We start from the raw sequence: 16,446 nt of genomic DNA on the forward strand, positions 1-16,446 counted from the left end.
TTTTGCACGTACGTTGCTAAGGATTGAAGTCAAGTGCGTGAATCTTTGATATAAACTGCCCGTTCGATTGTTCGATAATCGGGCCCTGATAAAAAAGTTCTTAAGTTAATTATTTGCTCATACAGAACGCTTAGGTATTCAGGTAGACGAGGAAATGAATGACAATTCAACTTTCTGATCTGCAACCATATTTAAGTGCAGTGAAGGCCGCTAGGTTGGCTCGCAATAACTTGTCGCGACAGATCATTAATGAGGAAGAGGCAAAGTCTTTGCTGCAGCTTGCCGACTTGACTTATTTTAAAGCATGTGACGAACTGGCCAAGCTCGCCGAACGGGCGAAAGCGATGACGCCTGAAAATTAAAGTCATTAATTAGTTCTTGGATTGCCGCTATATATTTTAATTGCATGTTTATTAAATGTGATTTTCTAGCGCGTTTGTCGGTGAATCAATTAATGATTATAAGTAAGCATGTTCTTCCTTTCTTTTAAGTGCACAAAAAGCAGAGTGGGAAGTAAATTGTTTCGTTAACATGCTTGACTATTATCATCATTTGTCAAAAACCAATTAAAACGGCTTTCGGTGAAAAATGATTTCCGCGCTTGAACTGCGCCACATAATCGAAGGTGGGTTCCTACCTTCAGCATGCATTTGCACCCTAAACCCTGACCGATCTCTACAGATTCGAATATTCGAACCAGTTACGGTCAGAATAGAACTGCTTGTCACGGGCATCGCTTCGGCGAAATTGACCACGAGCCGCGCGATAGTAAATCTGATCGCCGAACTGAAAAGTGAGATGGAGGGAATCCATCGCCTCCACCAAGAGGCGGTTGACGCCAAATGAAACGGGGTCACGCCCCGATCACTAGCTGCCTACCTGATTCACGATCTCCATATGGGGTGGGCAGGTTGTAGGAGTGTTGTAATCGCTATGATAAGACTATCCAATGACCAAGGCTTATGAAGGTAAATGGTTCCCAGAGGAACATTGGACGGGTCGAGTAAATAACCCGAGGTAAGAATTGCAGGTATGACTGGCCATTTTGCATTCACCATCTCGATCAGTTCTGTACCTTGTATCTGGCCTGGCACCCCGTGGTCAGCGATGACTAGACAGCAGCGTTGATTTGTCTGCAAGAGGTAGGTCAAAGCGTCATCTGCGGTAGTAAACGCTACGGATTCAGCTCCAATTTCCGTCAATATGCTTACCATCAAGGTTTGCAGTGTTGCATCATCTTCAACAACGATGACTTGCCCAACGATCGGTAATATACCTTCCCAATCCACCTTCACATTTGCTTCCTTAATCGGCCATTTAGGCTTGGTGGCCACATTCTGACGTGAGTTTGTCACTCAGAAAGAGCGCGCTGGTAGCGTAGCCCATGAGCGCAAATTTGAGCATTTTTATTAAGAAAAATTTTGAGCTGTGTCAATAAATCGACACTGGGGAGTTTTATATCCTTGTGAACCCCTCACGGAAATTTTCGTGTTGAAGGTGAGACCGTTTGTCCGAGACGCTTTTAATCGATTGAACGTAGGTTCTTACCCGTTTGACTGATAAATCAGAGCAGACAAATTTTTCCTTCGTCTGGCTAACGGGAGAACACCATGAAAGCAATCGTTTACAACGGCCCGCGTGATGTCAGCGTGCAGAATGTCGCGGATGCCAAAATTGAAAAACCCACCGATGTACTGGTTCGAATCACCACGACCAATATCTGCGGCTCGGATTTGCACATGTATGAAGGCCGCACCTCGATGGAGACCGGGCGGGTGTTTGGTCACGAGAACCTCGGTGAGGTGATCGAGGTCGGCGCGGGCGTCGATCGCGTTAAAGTCGGTGACCGTGTTTGCCTGCCGTTCAACATCGGTTGCGGGTTCTGCGAGAACTGCGAAAAAGGCCTTACCGGTTTTTGCCTGACCGCCAATCCCGGTAGCGCGGGCGCCGCTTATGGTTTCGCCGACATGGGCCCTTATCAAGGCGGCCAGGCGGAGCTGCTGCGTGTGCCGTATGCCGACTTCAATTGTCTGGTGCTGCCCGAAGATGCCGAGGAGCGCGAAGACGACTACGTCATGCTATCGGACATTTTCCCGACAGGCTGGCACGCCACGGAACTGGCGGGTTTGCTGCCAGGCGAGAGCATTGCGATATATGGCGCAGGCCCGGTTGGCTTGATGGCGGCGCATTCGGCAATGATCAAGGGCGCGTCGCAAGTCTTCGTCGTCGACAACCATCCCGACCGTTTGAAACTGGCCGCGCAGTTGGGTGCGACCCCGATCAATTCACTGGAAAAAGAAGCGGTGGATCAGATTCTCAATCTGACCCATGGCGAAGGTACCGACCGTGGTTGCGAGTGCGTCGGTTATCAGTGCTGCGATCGCCACGGCCATGAAGCCAATCACTTGACCATGAACAATCTGGTTGCCTCCACCAAAGCTACCGGCGGCATCGGCGTCGTCGGCGTGTTTGTCCCGCAGGATCCGGGGGCCGAAAACGAGCTGGCCAAGCAAGGCAAGATGGCCTTCGACTTCGGCTCATTCTGGTTCAAAGGGCAGCAGATCCGTACCGGTCAAGCCAACGTCAAACACTACAACCGTCGCCTCGCCGAGCTGATTCATCACGGCCGCGCCAACCCGGCGCAAATCATCTCGCATCGCCTGAAACTCGCCGAAGGCCCAGGCGCCTACAAGCACTTCGATGCGCGTGATAACGGCTGGACAAAAGTGGTGCTCAAACCGGCGACTTGAGCCGTTCTGCAAATCGTGCCGGCTGCACGAAGGCCGGCGCGGATTCTTACCGTGGAAGCTGAATCACCGCACCTGACATCGGTGTGAGGGAACAATAATGATTAAAAACCAGCGCAAAATCGTCTTTGCCTTATCCGCCATTGCGGCCATCACCTTGATTAACGGTTGCGCCCGAGACCCGGAAAAACCGTCAGTCACGCAACTCGCCGTGAGTGGCACCAAAAGCATGCTGCGCACAGACGCCGACATGCAGAAAGTCCTGACCAAATTCGCCAGCTTCGACGGCAAGGCCATTGAAAAAATCACCCCCGTTGAAGCGCGCCAGCAACCGACCATCGCGGGCGCCGTCAAAGGCGTGCTCGCCGATCAAAAACGCGACGCTTCGCCCACCGTGCTTGTCCCCGGCGTGACCACTCGCGAGATCCAGGTGCCCGGTGCCGCAGGCCCCATGCCGGCGACGGTGTATACGCCAGAGGGCAACGGGCCGTTCCCGGTGGTGTTGTATTTCCATGGCGGCGGTTGGGTGTTCGCCGATCGCAAAGTTTATGACGGCGGCGCGCGTGGCTTGGCTAAACAGGCCAACGCTGTGGTGGTTTCGGTGGACTATCGACTCGCTCCGGAAAACAAATTCCCCGCGGCGCACGATGACGCCCTGGCCGCTTACCGTTGGCTGACCACCAAGGCATCGACCGTGAATGGCGATCCGAAACGCCTTGCGCTGGCCGGTGAAAGCGCCGGTGGCAATCTCGCCGTGGCCACCGCGATCGCCGTTCACACTGCCGGGTTGACGGCGCCAAAGCACGTGTTGTCGGTATACCCGGTTGCTCAGTCGAACACCGACACCGAGTCCTACATGAAGTACGCCGATGCCATTCCGCTCAACCGTCCGATGATGCTGTGGTTCATTTCACAGACCACCCGCAGCGCGGCAGACACCAAAGACCCGCGCATCGATCTGGTACACGCCAACCTGCAAGGCCTGCCGCCGGTGACATTGATCAATGCCGAGATCGACCCGCTTCGCGATGACGGCGCGCAACTTGAACAAGCACTGCGTAGCGCCGGTGTGAGCGTCGAACGCAAGCTTTATTCCGGCGTGACCCATGAGTTTTTTGGCACGGCAGCCGTCGTGGAAAAAGCTCAGGAAGCACAAACCTATGCTGGCGAGCGAATGAGAGCTGCGTTCTCGAACCAACAGTGAAAGCTCATTTAGACATTGTAAAATCGCAGCTCTTACGGAACACCTATCCGATAAAACTAATTTCCAGCGCAGGCTGACGTTTTAATAAGACGTATTACAGGAGGACGTTATGAACCGAGTATGGGCATATTTTGGTCTGTATTCATTGATGATTTTGCAAGGCTGCTTCGAGGGTAAGAATGATTCACCAAATAAAAAAGGCGATACAAGCAAGTCGTCGTTACAAATTCAACAAGGAAGTCTCTAATATTGATTCATAATGCCGCCCGAGAAGGAATGAAGAAAGAGAAATAATCAAAGCGACGAGGCGGGCGGCATTCGGTCACGAAAACTGTCGAAAAGTAAGAGCGTGCAAGAGAACGCAGCCGCACTGCGAGTGAAGAGCGAACAAAGGAAACCTAAGATGAGTAAAATTCTTGCCTTTTATTGTCATGTGACATGCGCAGAAGTCTTTAACGCATCAGTTTTTGCGGTTCTCATCCCCAAACCCCTAGGTTCAGGTCTGGATTTGCAGCCGCCTACCCCGAACCGATTATCAGGTAAATCCCCTCTATTTTGAACGGAACCCCCTTTTTTGCTGCCTGATGGGAGGTAGGGGTTGCCGGCGGAAATCTCGTTCATGCCCATAGCGAGCTTCCCGCGAACGCCAAGTGCAAGGTTTGTTGTGGCTAGGTGACGTAAATGATCTGGGCTTCTAGTCTGAAATTGGGAGATAAATGATGCGTGCCATTCCCGATGAAAATCTGCCTGATGAACCCTTGCTCTTCGAAACAACCTTCGAGCGGATGTCGTCCGACGAATCTAAAATCAGCGAGCAATTAGCTGAAGTACTTCATTCGATTATGGAGACTACTTTCAAAGATAGCGGGCATGCCATTAGGGGGGTTCACGCCAAATCGCATGGGCTATTGCGAGGAAGTATCACAATTCTAGATGATCTTCCCGTAACGCTCTGCCAAGGTGTATTCGCTACGCCAGGAAAACTGCCGGTAATTTTGCGCTTTTCGACAAATCCCGGAGATATCCTTGAGGACAACGTCTCTACTCCCAGAGGCTTGGCCATGAAGATTATAGGGGTTGAAGGGGCGCGTTTGCCTGGGAGCGAAGGGGCTATCACTCAAGACTTTGTCATGTTAAATGCCAAAGCTTTTGCCTCGCCAACACCGAAAGCATTCTTGAAAACATTGAAGCTGTTAGCGAAAACTACGGACAGAGTACCCAGAACGAAAAAGGCACTATCAGCCCTTCTTCGCGGCGTCGAAAGAACCCTAGAATCCGTTGGCGCAGAGAGTGCAACGTTGAAAAGCTTGGGAGGACATCCACAAACACATATTCTTGGGGAAAGCTTTAACACTGCATTGCCGATATTGTACGGGCTCTACTATGCAAAAATCGCCGTAGTTCCGGTTTCATCGTCATTAATTGCTTTGACTAACAAGGTTCTTGATTTGTCAGACAGCCCGGACGCATTGCGCGACGCCGTAAAAGAATTTTTTGAACAAAATAATGGTGTGTGGGAAGTGCGTGTTCAATTGGGAACAGATATCGAAAAGATGCCAATTGAGGATGCTTCTGTTGAGTGGCCGGAAATTTTGAGTCCCTATATAACGGTGGCTCGTATAGATGTAGGTCGTCAGTCTTCTTGGAGCGAAGAAAAAATTAATGAGATTGAAGAAAAAATGTCGTTCAGCCCTTGGCATGGCATATCTGCTCATAGACCTTTGGGAGGTATAATGCGAGTGCGCAAACCTTCTTATGAAATGTCTGCAGGCTTTCGGGCGTTACATAATGGATGCCCTATCCATGAACCCCGTGGCTAGAAGTATTTGTGAAGTCTGCGTTAAAAGAAATACCGAAATTTTAAACATCTATCTGAAGTTCTAGTCCTCCGTCGTCAAGTCTTCGAACATGAACCACATTTCCGACAAGAGTATCTTGGCTTTTGAACCTTAAATTTACGGAGTGAGCTTTGTGCAGATCGTCTGGAACAGGCGCTTTGATGATGATTTGGAACGCTCCAGGCGTTATGGCCAGAACTTCAACTTCGCATTCGATGATTTTTGCGATGGGCCCAAGAAAAGTATCAATTAGGTAGTTCAAATGGCATTCGATATTTTTCATCACAGCCTCTTTTTTGTTTAATTTTCAGCTTTAAAGAAGATGATGTTCAAAGAGGTCGAAAATCGAGCATGCCGCGCCAGTCCCAAGAATTATAAGCATTAATAAAACTGTCATTACTAACGGCTTCGAGCGCATTTTCTAGATACCGACTGCTTGAGACTACTTAACTATAGACTGATTTTTTTTGACATTCCATAATTCGACTAATGGGGATGGGGTGACTTTAGGCGAGACGATCGCCGCAACGGAGCTGCTACTGATACGACGCCATTCCTTAAGCACGGTCTTTAATCAACGCAGAATCCTCAAAATCTCAAAGGCGGCTTCCCGCGCGTTGGGTCGACTCCAGCGTGGCGTCACGCAGCGTCTTCATCACTTGTGTTGCGACCGTCGGTATGTGAAAAAATCGAACGGTAAAAGCAGCCTGCATCTCCAAGCTATATGCCCCCAACAATGAGGGTGTAGAGAGGTGTTTATGAACGATGAACTAAAGGAACAAGGTGGAACCGGGCAGGACGATCCAGTACCGACGTCTCCTGATCCTTTGTCCCCTGGTCGTACGGAGGTTGATCCGACCCGTGAGCCCGGTATTGACGAGTTACCTGGTAACGAGGGTGAGCGACCACTCGAGGATGATGATACGGGCGTTGATCCGGACAAAGTAAGGGAGGAAACGGACAACGCAGTAATGGATCAGCAACAAGACCCCCGTTGACCTGCATGATGCGCGGTGAGAGAGCGCCGTCCCGACCGGAGCTCTTTTTCACCTTTTAGGTAAGAGGCATCACGATATTATCTACGATATAAAAAGATCGGAATGAGGAAAAATTCCCATGGATAATACCCGTAAAGACGAGAAACTTGCTGAATGGCGCGGACTTTTGGAAAATTCAGAGTCAATCGCATGCGAAGGTGAGCGTTACGACGAACTTCTAAAACGGGCAGATATTTTAGAACAGGACGGAATAATTTCTTCAGCGGAATGGCGGCAATTAGTTCGCGAAGCGGCAGCGATTTTTGACAGGCGTATTGTGAGCTCGGAAGACACAAATCAGTATTGAACGAATCAGATTTTATGCCAAAAACCCGTGAAACATAGCGGGTTTTTCTAACGTAGCTTCATTATGAATTAGACCAGGATTAGACGCTATCTCAGTCGTATTACTCCAAAAAGTAAACTTCATGTCTCCCTCCGGCACAAAGGACAGGAGTTTGGAAGCTCTACGGGAAAGTTTTTATTTATTATGAATGCTAATGTGTTTGCGAGTCGTCGGTAAGTTTGTTGGGAAGGGCGACCGTTTGTCATGTCAACAAATATTAGGAAGTGGTTTCGCTGTCAATGATTCATCGAGTCATAGGATTTGACAGGATGTGGGGGTGAAAATTCATGAATGATCTTGATGATTTCCGAATGCGCTCTCATGAGCTGCTGCTAGATCTCGATTCCGCTACGTGCAGAATGATGATGCTCGTTTCTTCTCGCACGACGAATGGGCCAGAATGGAGCGACGCGGTAAACGAACAACATGCATGCTTTGAGCGCTGGATGACCTTTATAAATTATGGCAGCGAGCAGGAATCACTTTGACGCGCCGTCGGCAATGGATAATCTTTGTCGATACCATTCGGTGTGAAAATCTTGCGCTTCCATCAACAGTTGTTGTAGCTCCGCCTCGTCAATCAAGCCAACTTGCCGCAACGATCGACAGTACCCCAAGGCCCCGTGGTAAAGTTTTTTAAACGCATTTTCCTTTCTTGCGTCTGCAAAAATATGGAAGTGGCTACGTGCCTTTGCTACGGCTACGGCCTTAATTAATGGCATGGTAGGGCTCCCCTGTATTGCTTAATAGCCTTGAGCCATCCGTGGAAATTTTAGGAGAGCCCACCCAAGCCGTTCGTCCCAGACACTAGAACTCTCGGTAGTGCATTTGTGCTCTCGTTTGCACTCGCAGCTCGTCCTATTCAGTCGGGCGGGTTGTGATCACCTCAGATCCTGTAACTCGTTGCGACAGGCTACCAGGAAGCTCCTGAGTCGCTGAGGGGTTGAGCTCTATTTCTTGATTAACTCCCAGTGAACTGTACTGTTCTCGTAGTTCTCGCAGTTCACGGGCGCTCATTTTGTCTAACCCAAGCGTCGCATTTTGCGCTTCCTTGGTGGCTCGAATTAGCTCATCAATTTTTAAATGAAGTATGTCGTTGTCGCGGTTTTGGGTGTTCTGGATCAAAAAAACCATCAGGAATGTGATGATCGTAGTGGAGGTATTGATGATCAATTGCCAGGTATCGTTGTAGTGAAAATACGGGCCTGTGAGGGCCCAGAGACAGATTAGAGCTAACGCACTCAGGAACGTTTTCGAGCTACCAGCCCAATTGGAAAGGGATTGACAGAATTTTGCGAATTTCATGATGGCAGGCTCTGGTGATGATTTCTTATAGACCTTTGAAACATCTTGAAATTCTTTCTTACAATTCTTTTTTTTGCAGCGATGGGTTTTGTGGGGGCGACAGCGATACCGCGATCACGGCATGGAGTCCGTTTGGGAGACAGAGCCTTCAAATGGAGACCGGGAGCTTTCTGATGACCAATAAAAAGCCCGCATCGCTGCGGGCTTCACACACGTCACACCACGGGTAGTCCTGCCCGCTCATAATTTAGGCATTGCTTTGTTCAAATCGTTTGAAAAAAAAGTTGTAAGTCGATCAATGGCAAGCGAACCAGCAGATCGTTGACGAGGTGTGAGGATGTAGGATCGCGCGCGATTACGCCGGTCGTTCCTTCAGCCGTCCAGCTTTAAGAAGATGAATCGCGCTGCTGGTGAAGGTGGATGGAGTCTATCTATGGATTCGAAGGTGACGGTCGTGGCTTCAGGTGGCTAAAGATGGTGTGACTTGCAGGCTTTTTCCTTGTTGAACGGCATGAGCGACCGTGCCCTTAGCTCCGCCGATGTCTTGTAAAAAAGCCAATGCGTATGAGCGGGTTCATGGTTCCTCGATGCGTGTATGCTTTGGCCGGATTAAACGTCTGTTCCTATGGCAGGGAAGGGCGTCTTCAGTTCAACGTTTGAGGGTTTTGAGTTTTGTCCAAAATTCCTTGGTTCTTCGTCCAATGAATGCCCAAAACTTAGACAATGGCGCAGACTCTGTAGAGCGCCTCACTGCTTTGCACAGCTACGAAATCCTTGATACTCCGAGGGAAGATGATTTTGATGAGCTTGTGAACCTCGCGGCATCTATCTGCGATGCTCCCATTTCTGTCGTGAACTTGATTGACAGTCATCGCCAGTGGTTTAAGGCGGAGGTGGGACTAGGGATTTCGGAAACACCGCTGGATGCCTCCATTGGCTTGAGAATTATCAAGTCTCTTACTAATCAGCTGCGTGGGGAATTTTCAATCGTCAACGGTCACCCAGGGGTACAGTGTCTACTTAGTTTCCCGAATGACTAATGGAATCTGAGACTATGCGGCTCATGTGCGTAGTTGAGCACCGTAATATCTTCGCAGGGAGGTTCACCCCGCTAAACGCACAGGGACGAGCTGTTGGGTTGCGAATGGCGAGGTAAACACTTCAAACCCTAGCTCAAACCGGTCAAGCATGCCAAGCAATCTTGGCTTTTTTGCAGTTCTGTCGATCGGCGGTTTTTTTGACCTTTACGGCACATTTTTTCTGTAAAAGCTTATTACGCAGAAGAAATGCGAATAGGCACTGATTTCGCAGCAGGCACTTTGCTCCGTTCAGCATGGTGCCACAGAGGCACCAGTGGATTGCATTCCGGGTAATAACCAGCAACGCATCCTTCTGGAATGTCGTATGCAACTATTTCGAAGGGCCCCACTTGCCGGATCACTTCAGGCTCGATAGCGGTCGTCAGCAGGACACGTTGCCCTACCGAGAATCCCAATCGGACGATATCGTTGCAATGCATAAAAATGATGTCGCGCGTCCCGTGAATACCGCGAAATCGATCGTCGTAGCCGTAAATAGTCGTATTAAATTGATCATTGCTACGGATGGTCATCAGTTGCAAAACCTCCCGAGACAATTCCTCGGTGAGGACATCATCGTCCTCGTTGAGCGTTTTTGGCATGACGAACTGGGCTTTACCACTCTTTGTTTTCCATTTTCGCTCTGCTACGGCTATTGGACGGTGAAAACCACCAGGTTCAATCATTCTATTTTCCATATTGTGGAAAATTTCTGGATAAGTAGATGCAATGGCGCTTCTGATTTTTGAATAATCTTCACTCCAAGCCCGCCAATCAATCTTGGTGCTGGATAGGGTAGCTAATGCCAAGCCTGCGACAATGTTAGTTTCCGCGCGAACATTGGAGCCAACCGGCTCCGCACTGCCGCGCCATCCGTGCACGCATCCAGTGCTGTCTTCCGTCGAGTGAGTTTGCTCAAGTCCGTTTTGACGGTCAATTTCAATCCTTCCCAAGCAGGGAAGCAACCATTGATTTTTTGCAGGGACTAGATGTGTGCGATTGAGTTTGGTGGCAATCTGTACGTTCAAGTGAAGGGTTTGCCACGCTGGTTCCATACGAAGTGTGTCGGGAATAGCTCGAAGGAAGTTACCGCCCAGTCCGATAAAACCACGTACTTGTCCTGTTAGAACGCCTTCGCATGCATCGACCGTACAGAGTCCCTTTTCTCGAGGAACTTTGAAGCCAAACTGCTTCTCGATGAGCTCAATAGGAACTTTATCGGGATCTTCGGTAATCCCGACTGTACGTTGCCCCTGGACGTTGGAGTGCCCCCGAACTGGGCAAATACCTGCACCAGGTTTACCGAAATTGCCCCGCATAAGCAGAAGGTTAACCAGCATCTGAACGTTCTCGACGCCGTGTCTGTGCTGGGTGAGTCCCATTCCATAAATAAACATCACACGCTTACTTTTTGAGTACACCTTTGCTGCTGCTTCTAAAGCTCCACGAGATAGACCTGAACGGCGCTCTATTCGCTGCCAGTGGCAGGCGCGTACGAAAGCGAAAAAGCTTTCGGAACCCTCCGTGTGTTCCTGGATGAACTTGCCATCCAAATATGGTTCTCCATTATTTTTCCGTTGTTCATTGTCCATCTCCAAGAGCGCTTTCGCGATCCCGATCACTGCGGCCGTATCGCCGCCGATCGATATTTGATGATACTGCGTACTTATAGTCGTTGATTCTGGCGTTAGCATTTCAATCGGTGACTGTGGATTTACAAACCGCTCCAGGCCCCGCTCACGTAATGGGTTGAACGTGATTATCGGCACGTTTCTTTTACGGACATCTTGTAGCTGGTGCAGCATCCTCGGACTATTACTGCCAACATTCTGGCCGAAAAAGAATAAGCAATCTGTCTGGTCAAAATCTTCAAGTGTTACCGTGCCAACAGGCACACCTATGCTTTCCTGTAAACCCACAGAAGTGCTTTCATGACACATGTTTGAGCTATCAGGGAGATTGTTAGTCCCATAGGCACGGGCGAACAATTGGTACATGAATGACGTTTCCAAAGACGCCCGTCCCGAAGCGTAGAAAACGACACTGGTCGGCACCATGGGCTTCAAGAGGGCACCTATTTCTGTGAACGCCTGATCCCACGTTGTTTCGACGTATCGATCAGATTCAGGATCGTAGCGTAACGGGTGAGTTAAGCGCCCGTGTTGCTCAAGATCGTAATCTGACCAACTACGTAGTTCCGACACCGTGTGGCCTTCAAAAAATACAGGATCTGTTTTAAGTGATGTCAGTTCCCACGCGGTCGCTTTCGCGCCGTTTTCACAAAATTCCAGGGCGTGCGGTTTTCCTGGTTTGGCCCAAGCGCAGCTCACGCACGCAAAACCGCTAGGCTTGTTTTGCTTGACTAAGGCGGCGACCCCCTTTGCGAAGGCCTGCTCTCGCCATAAAATTTTCATCACTGATTGTGCCGATCCCCACCCCCCGCATGCATGGGAATACGGACGGAAATGCGCTTTGGGATGGATGAGCATCGGGAGCTCCAAACGGCTAATTGGGGTCAATAGCTTTGGGACGCGATAGCGCAGAAAAAGGTTCGACAAAAGTGCTGTGCGGTCAATATAAAAGAAAGAGTTTGGCCAACTCTCTTGGAGCAGTTGGGGTATTGCGCAGGGTCTCCCATCCAATTGCATGGAATTGACATAAGTTTCCATTCAACACAAATGTCGCGTGGTTAAACGCGCGCCCACATAGCTGTTGACTCTGATAGGAATAGGCAATGCTCTAAGATAAACAGGCATAGGTGACCGAGTTTTCGATAGATATCATGGCTTCGTCCCTACTTATTGGAAGTCGCCATGAACAGCAGAAAAACCATCTTCATCACGGGGGTGAGCACTGGCTTCGGCAACGCGTTGGCGCAAGAAGCTCTTGCAGCGGGCCACCGTGTCATAGGTACCGTGCGTAGTGAAAGCGCCCTGCGCGCCTTTCAGACGCTCTCCGTGGATCATGCTCATGGGGTGATTCTGGATGTCACTGACTTCGCCCGGATCGACAGCGTAGTAGCTGCTATTGAAGCAACCCATGGCCCAGTCGACGTGTTGGTCAACAACGCCGGCTACGGTCATGAGGGCATCTTTGAAGAGTCGCCGCTGGAGGAAATGCGTCGCCAATTCGACGTCAACGTGTTCGGCGCGGTAGCGGTGACCAAGGCTTTCGTGCCTTATTTTCGCAAGCGTCGCACTGGTCATATTCTTAATATCACTTCTATGGGCGGCACCATCACGATGCCGGGGATCGCGTACTACTGGGGGAGCAAGTTTGCTCTCGAAGGTATCTCCGATACGCTGAGCAAAGAACTGCTACCTTTCAACATCTTCGTGACCGCCGTGGCACCAGGCTCGTTTCGCACTGACTGGGCCGGTCGTTCAATGCAGCGCACCCCACGAAGCATTGCTGACTATAACGCCAGTTTCGACCCGGTACGTAAGGCCCGCGAAGAAAAGAGCGGCAAACAGCTTGGCGACCCGCGAAAAGCGGCGCAAGCGATGCTGCAGGTTATTGCCAGCCCTACACCACCGGCACACTTATTATTGGGCAGTGACGCGCTGGGGCTGGTACGTGACAAGCTAAATCGCACGGCTAGGGAGATTGATCAATGGGAAGCGCTGACCCTTACCACCGACGGTTGAGCGGCCAGCGGAGGGGGACATCAATGAATCGGGCCGACTCACGCACCTCTCGCATGGTGCATTTGATGGAAACCCTCGCGCCGGTCGAGGGCTACAACCTCAGCGCGCTAGAGGATATCCGCTTTTTGCGTTCGAATCGGCCACTTACTCGCACTCCGGTGCTGTATGACCCGGGTATCGTGATCCTGTGCCAAGGGCGCAAGCGTGGCTATCTGGGCGATGACGTATACGTTTATGACGCCCAGCACTATCTAGTGGTATCCGTCCCAGTTCCTTTCACCATGGAGACCGATGCCAGCGAGGCGCAGCCAATGCTGGCGGTCTACATGCGCCTCGACTTACAAATGGCCAGCGAGTTAATACTGCAAATGGATGAAGCTCTCAGGCCAAGTGATGCCCAGCCCAAGGGCATGTATGCCTCGCCGATGGACGATTTGCTGCGCGCCTCGACGCTACGTTTTCTTGAGGCGATGAGCAGTCCGGTCGAAGCGCAAATACTTGGGCCGTCGCTGGTGCGGGAGATCTATTACCGCATCCTAACCGGCGAGCAAGGTGGCTCGATGCGCGCCGCGCTCAATCGCCAGGGTCACTTTGGTAAGGTCACTCGTGCGATCCGGAAGATCCATAGTTGCTACCAGGAGCGCTTGGATGTGGTGTCCCTTGCCCAAGAAGCGAGCATGAGCGTGCCCAATTTTCATCTGCACTTTCGCAGCGTGACGGACTCGTCGCCGATGCAATACCTGAAGTCGACGCGCTTGCACCAAGCGCGATTACTGATGCTACGCAACGCTATGACCGCTTCGACGGCGGCGTTCAATGTAGGCTACGGAAGCGCCTCGCAATTCAGCCGCGAATTCAAACGTTTCTTTGGGCGCACGCCCCAGGCAGAGATCGAATGGATGAAGGCGACCTACGCACTGCCTGCGCCGTCCACGCCATCTATGTACGTCTCGTCACATTAGCGATGAGCCGACCCGCTGCTCCGGCAACCCCAGTACCGTCGCTGTCCGCACCTGCCCAACATACTTTGGGCGGTTGAACGGGCGCCATTTATGCGGCAGCAACTTGGTAATCTCATTTGCCCGGTGCGTCAGCCGCGTCAGCACATCTTTGAGATAAGCATACGGATCATGCCCGTTGAGCCGCGCCGACTGGATCAAGCTCATGATCGCCGCCACCCGTTTGTCGCTGCGCAGCGAACCTGCAAAAAGCCAGTTTTTGCGAACCACCGCCCACGATCGGATTTGGTTCTCGCACCAATTATTGTCAATGGGTACGGCCCCGTTATCGAGATAGCGCGACAGCGCCGTCCAGCGTGTAAGGCTGTAATCCAAAGCTTTGCTGATCGCCGAGCCGTCATGCACGATCTATCGCTGGGCGATCATCCAGGCAGAGCATCCATCACCGGTACAGTTTTTTCTTGTCCTATTAGGCGGCGTAAATCCGGCTCAAGGTCGCGGACTCCGCTATCGATTTCGTAAAGCAACTGGATGTAGCGCAAGGCCTGTTCGGCGAGCTGGCTCTTGTTGGTGGCGTGCAATTCGAAGAACCTGCGGCGCGCATGGGCCATGAAAGGTCGCGTAGGCAGCCGCGCTTTTGGTCGGACAGTTCACTTTGACAGTATCACGCGGGTCTGGGATTTCAACGCAGATATTCGATGATGCAGCTTGCGAATTTGCGCCGGCTAGCTGCACGGGTAACGGAATAAAAGCAGGTTGCAGCTCCGTGTTTTTTTGCGTTTGCACCCGAATCCACTTGTGGACGAGGTTCGCGTTGAGGCTATGGCTCAGCGCGACGCTGGCAATCGAGGCACCGGGCTGGGCGCGCTCATGAATGACTTGGACTTTGTATGAATTGGAGTAGGAACGGCGTTGTGGCTGCATGAAATACCCGCTTAAAAGGCTAGAACTGGTGCTCACTTAAATTTAAGTGCACACCATGTCTTGGCTTTGCAGGACTGGGGTAGATGACTTGGCCGGACGGATACATCTAAAACTCTAAAATTTTCTGATCTCCCCCATAGCTTCTGCGATCGTTGCTAATGTCGTCTCTATGTCGCTCAATCCAGCTGATAGGGTGTCGAAAGAGAGGCGAATAGCTTCGGGACTGTCCACAGTCTGGTGCCCTCGCAATGAGGAGTGTTTTTCTGCTTCTTCGAGGTCTTCAATTAATTTTCGTAACGCACGAAGCTGGGCAAATATGGCCGGGAAAGGATGGGCAGCGTAGGTCATCAAAGTGTCCGAAGAGTTAATGGAGGTCACATGTTGATGACCAACTATCTGGGCTAGAGTTTTCAGAGTTCAGACAGGTGGCTATGCTATTTTGGCGGGCCGCCTCTGTGCTCAGCTTTTACCCCGGTAGTCCTTTTCGGTCGGGCTTTCTTCACCGGATTGACAAGCGAGGCGTCGATGCTGCCATCTTCGGCTGCGCTAGCCGGAACTAACGTTATCCCCGTAACACAGACAGCCAGCCCCGGCAGTTTTGTCTCAGGTTCGTCAGCCTTTGTGATCGACGTACCCGAAGCATTGAAATGCATCGTAAGCCCCCAATAACCTGTGTTGATATTCTGCTCGCGCAAAAGCGCCACGATCAAATCTTGAATTGAAAAATCCATCGCGTTGTTCGTCATGAAATGTGCCCCAAAAACACGCCGAAAAATTAAGCTTAGAACATGCTGGGCTTCAGTGAAAAACTCTCAAACACCGTATCGTTTATTTCCTCCTGAGGGGATGCAGTAGCGCCCCCTTTCGGGCCCGTGCGTTCGCTTGATGAAGAGCAGTGGGAAGACGACTTGATTGTAGGCGGCGGTTTTGGGAGGTTAATTGACGGCTTTTGAGCTGGCGGTTTCACTGCTGTGACTGCACAGTATTTCGCTTCACCGCAAATTTTCTGAGCCGAGAGCCATCTTGGTGGAGCTCCGTCTGCGCGGATGCGAGCCCAATTTTCTTTTGTTTCGAGAACCTGCCCCTTGTCACCCCGCCGGCCGCTGTAAACGACTCGCCACCAGACCCATCCCTCACGTTCAATGCTCCGGCATTAACGAATTGTTCAGGTGGTAACGCTATGGGGGCTGCAGCGGAGAATTTAGTAATAGATGAATGCTGCGGGTTAGGGTTGTTTTATTGGGCGTAGCGATTCCGCGTGATTGGACGGGTGATACTTCCTTTTCCCCATGAGCCAATAAAGTCCGAGGAGCACCAAGAGGGAGAAGAACCAGGCGTGCTTTGGTTGCGCATATTCATC

Annotated in this window: 19 protein-coding genes and 1 pseudogene; 11 read left to right on the top strand and 9 right to left on the bottom strand. The window is 50.9% G+C overall.

From position 1 onward, the window contains the following. The first annotated feature begins 158 nt into the window (after positions 1-158). Positions 159-362 (top strand): hypothetical protein, encoded by a 204-nt coding sequence (locus ACIP66_RS03015; RefSeq protein WP_400645246.1) that lies wholly within the window; start codon positions 159-161, stop codon positions 360-362. A 226-nt stretch (positions 363-588) separates the two neighbouring features. Then, positions 589-846, top strand: a complete 258-nt coding sequence (locus ACIP66_RS03020) for a DUF1652 domain-containing protein (protein ID WP_400645249.1) — start codon at positions 589-591, stop codon at positions 844-846. Positions 847-884: 38 nt separating this feature from the next. On the opposite strand, the gene ACIP66_RS03025 is transcribed toward ACIP66_RS03020, so the two are convergent. Next, positions 885-1,334, bottom strand: a complete 450-nt coding sequence (locus tag ACIP66_RS03025; protein ID WP_400645251.1) for a response regulator — start codon at positions 1,332-1,334, stop codon at positions 885-887. A gap of 276 nt (positions 1,335-1,610) precedes the next feature. Between ACIP66_RS03025 and ACIP66_RS03030 the strand changes: the two genes are divergently transcribed. The 3 genes from ACIP66_RS03030 (at position 1,611) to ACIP66_RS03040 (ending at position 5,771) form a co-directional block, all read left to right on the top strand. Next, positions 1,611-2,750: a glutathione-independent formaldehyde dehydrogenase gene (locus ACIP66_RS03030; RefSeq protein ID WP_400645254.1), complete on the top strand. Its 1,140-nt coding sequence runs from the start codon at positions 1,611-1,613 to the stop codon at positions 2,748-2,750. A gap of 97 nt (positions 2,751-2,847) precedes the next feature. After that, positions 2,848-3,951, top strand: a complete 1,104-nt coding sequence (locus tag ACIP66_RS03035; RefSeq protein WP_400645257.1) for an alpha/beta hydrolase — start codon at positions 2,848-2,850, stop codon at positions 3,949-3,951. Positions 3,952-4,670: 719 nt separating this feature from the next. Beyond that, entirely contained in the window at positions 4,671-5,771 is a 1,101-nt protein-coding gene (locus ACIP66_RS03040; RefSeq protein WP_400645260.1) for a catalase family protein, read from the top strand. Between the two features lie 40 nt (positions 5,772-5,811). Here ACIP66_RS03040 and ACIP66_RS03045 read toward each other — a convergent pair whose 3' ends face one another. Continuing rightward, positions 5,812-6,072, bottom strand: a complete 261-nt coding sequence (locus tag ACIP66_RS03045; RefSeq protein ID WP_400645262.1) for a hypothetical protein — start codon at positions 6,070-6,072, stop codon at positions 5,812-5,814. A 475-nt stretch (positions 6,073-6,547) separates the two neighbouring features. Here ACIP66_RS03045 and ACIP66_RS03050 point away from each other — a divergent pair, with 475 nt between their 5' ends. From ACIP66_RS03050 to ACIP66_RS03060, 3 genes are all read left to right on the top strand, one after another. Further along, positions 6,548-6,787: a hypothetical protein gene (locus tag ACIP66_RS03050; RefSeq protein WP_400645264.1), complete on the top strand. Its 240-nt coding sequence runs from the start codon at positions 6,548-6,550 to the stop codon at positions 6,785-6,787. A 118-nt stretch (positions 6,788-6,905) separates the two neighbouring features. Continuing rightward, on the top strand, positions 6,906-7,133 hold the full coding sequence (locus ACIP66_RS03055; protein ID WP_400645266.1) for a hypothetical protein: 228 nt from the start codon (positions 6,906-6,908) through the stop codon (positions 7,131-7,133). A gap of 326 nt (positions 7,134-7,459) precedes the next feature. Continuing rightward, entirely contained in the window at positions 7,460-7,660 is a 201-nt protein-coding gene (locus ACIP66_RS03060) for a hypothetical protein (protein ID WP_400645269.1), read from the top strand. Here ACIP66_RS03060 and ACIP66_RS03065 read toward each other — a convergent pair. Both ACIP66_RS03065 and ACIP66_RS03070 read right to left on the bottom strand, forming a co-directional pair. Next, the gene (locus tag ACIP66_RS03065; protein ID WP_400645272.1) at positions 7,652-7,894 is read right to left on the bottom strand and encodes a hypothetical protein; all 243 of its coding nucleotides are present in this window, start codon (positions 7,892-7,894) and stop codon (positions 7,652-7,654) included. The genes ACIP66_RS03060 and ACIP66_RS03065 overlap by 9 nt on opposite strands. A gap of 136 nt (positions 7,895-8,030) precedes the next feature. Continuing rightward, on the bottom strand, positions 8,031-8,477 hold the full coding sequence (locus ACIP66_RS03070) for a low affinity iron permease family protein (RefSeq protein WP_400645273.1): 447 nt from the start codon (positions 8,475-8,477) through the stop codon (positions 8,031-8,033). Between the two features lie 701 nt (positions 8,478-9,178). Here ACIP66_RS03070 and ACIP66_RS03075 point away from each other — a divergent pair. After that, on the top strand, positions 9,179-9,517 hold the full coding sequence (locus ACIP66_RS03075) for a hypothetical protein (RefSeq protein ID WP_400645276.1): 339 nt from the start codon (positions 9,179-9,181) through the stop codon (positions 9,515-9,517). A gap of 233 nt (positions 9,518-9,750) precedes the next feature. Here ACIP66_RS03075 and ACIP66_RS03080 read toward each other — a convergent pair whose 3' ends face one another. After that, positions 9,751-12,045, bottom strand: coding sequence for an FdhF/YdeP family oxidoreductase (locus tag ACIP66_RS03080; protein WP_400645278.1), 2,295 nt, complete (start codon positions 12,043-12,045; stop codon positions 9,751-9,753). A gap of 324 nt (positions 12,046-12,369) precedes the next feature. Between ACIP66_RS03080 and ACIP66_RS03085 the strand changes: the two genes are divergently transcribed. Beyond that, positions 12,370-13,203 carry an oxidoreductase gene (locus tag ACIP66_RS03085; protein WP_400645281.1) on the top strand — a complete coding sequence of 278 codons (834 nt, stop codon included), beginning with the start codon at positions 12,370-12,372 and terminating at the stop codon, positions 13,201-13,203. A 23-nt stretch (positions 13,204-13,226) separates the two neighbouring features. Continuing rightward, positions 13,227-14,165: an AraC family transcriptional regulator N-terminal domain-containing protein gene (locus ACIP66_RS03090; RefSeq protein ID WP_400645284.1), complete on the top strand. Its 939-nt coding sequence runs from the start codon at positions 13,227-13,229 to the stop codon at positions 14,163-14,165. On the opposite strand, the pseudogene ACIP66_RS03095 reads toward ACIP66_RS03090, so the two are convergent. From ACIP66_RS03095 to ACIP66_RS03110, 4 genes and pseudogenes are all read right to left on the bottom strand, one after another. After that, positions 14,157-14,773 (bottom strand): annotated as a pseudogene (locus tag ACIP66_RS03095) (transposase); the annotation flags it as partial. The gene ACIP66_RS03090 and the pseudogene ACIP66_RS03095 sit on opposite strands and share 9 nt — an antisense overlap. Beyond that, on the bottom strand, positions 14,670-15,086 hold the full coding sequence (locus ACIP66_RS03100; RefSeq protein WP_400645287.1) for a transposase: 417 nt from the start codon (positions 15,084-15,086) through the stop codon (positions 14,670-14,672). The pseudogene ACIP66_RS03095 and the gene ACIP66_RS03100, both read right to left, overlap by 104 nt. 114 nt (positions 15,087-15,200) lie before the next feature. Beyond that, positions 15,201-15,434, bottom strand: coding sequence for a hypothetical protein (locus tag ACIP66_RS03105; protein ID WP_400645290.1), 234 nt, complete (start codon positions 15,432-15,434; stop codon positions 15,201-15,203). A gap of 86 nt (positions 15,435-15,520) precedes the next feature. Then, complete coding sequence (locus ACIP66_RS03110) at positions 15,521-15,832, bottom strand: hypothetical protein (RefSeq protein ID WP_400645293.1); 312 nt, start codon at positions 15,830-15,832, stop codon at positions 15,521-15,523. Positions 15,833-16,446: the final 614 nt, after the last annotated feature.

Origin of the sequence: Pseudomonas sp. NPDC088429 (genome assembly GCF_044753305.1) — a bacterium.
In the GTDB taxonomy this organism is placed as follows: domain Bacteria; phylum Pseudomonadota; class Gammaproteobacteria; order Pseudomonadales; family Pseudomonadaceae; genus Aquipseudomonas; species Aquipseudomonas rustica.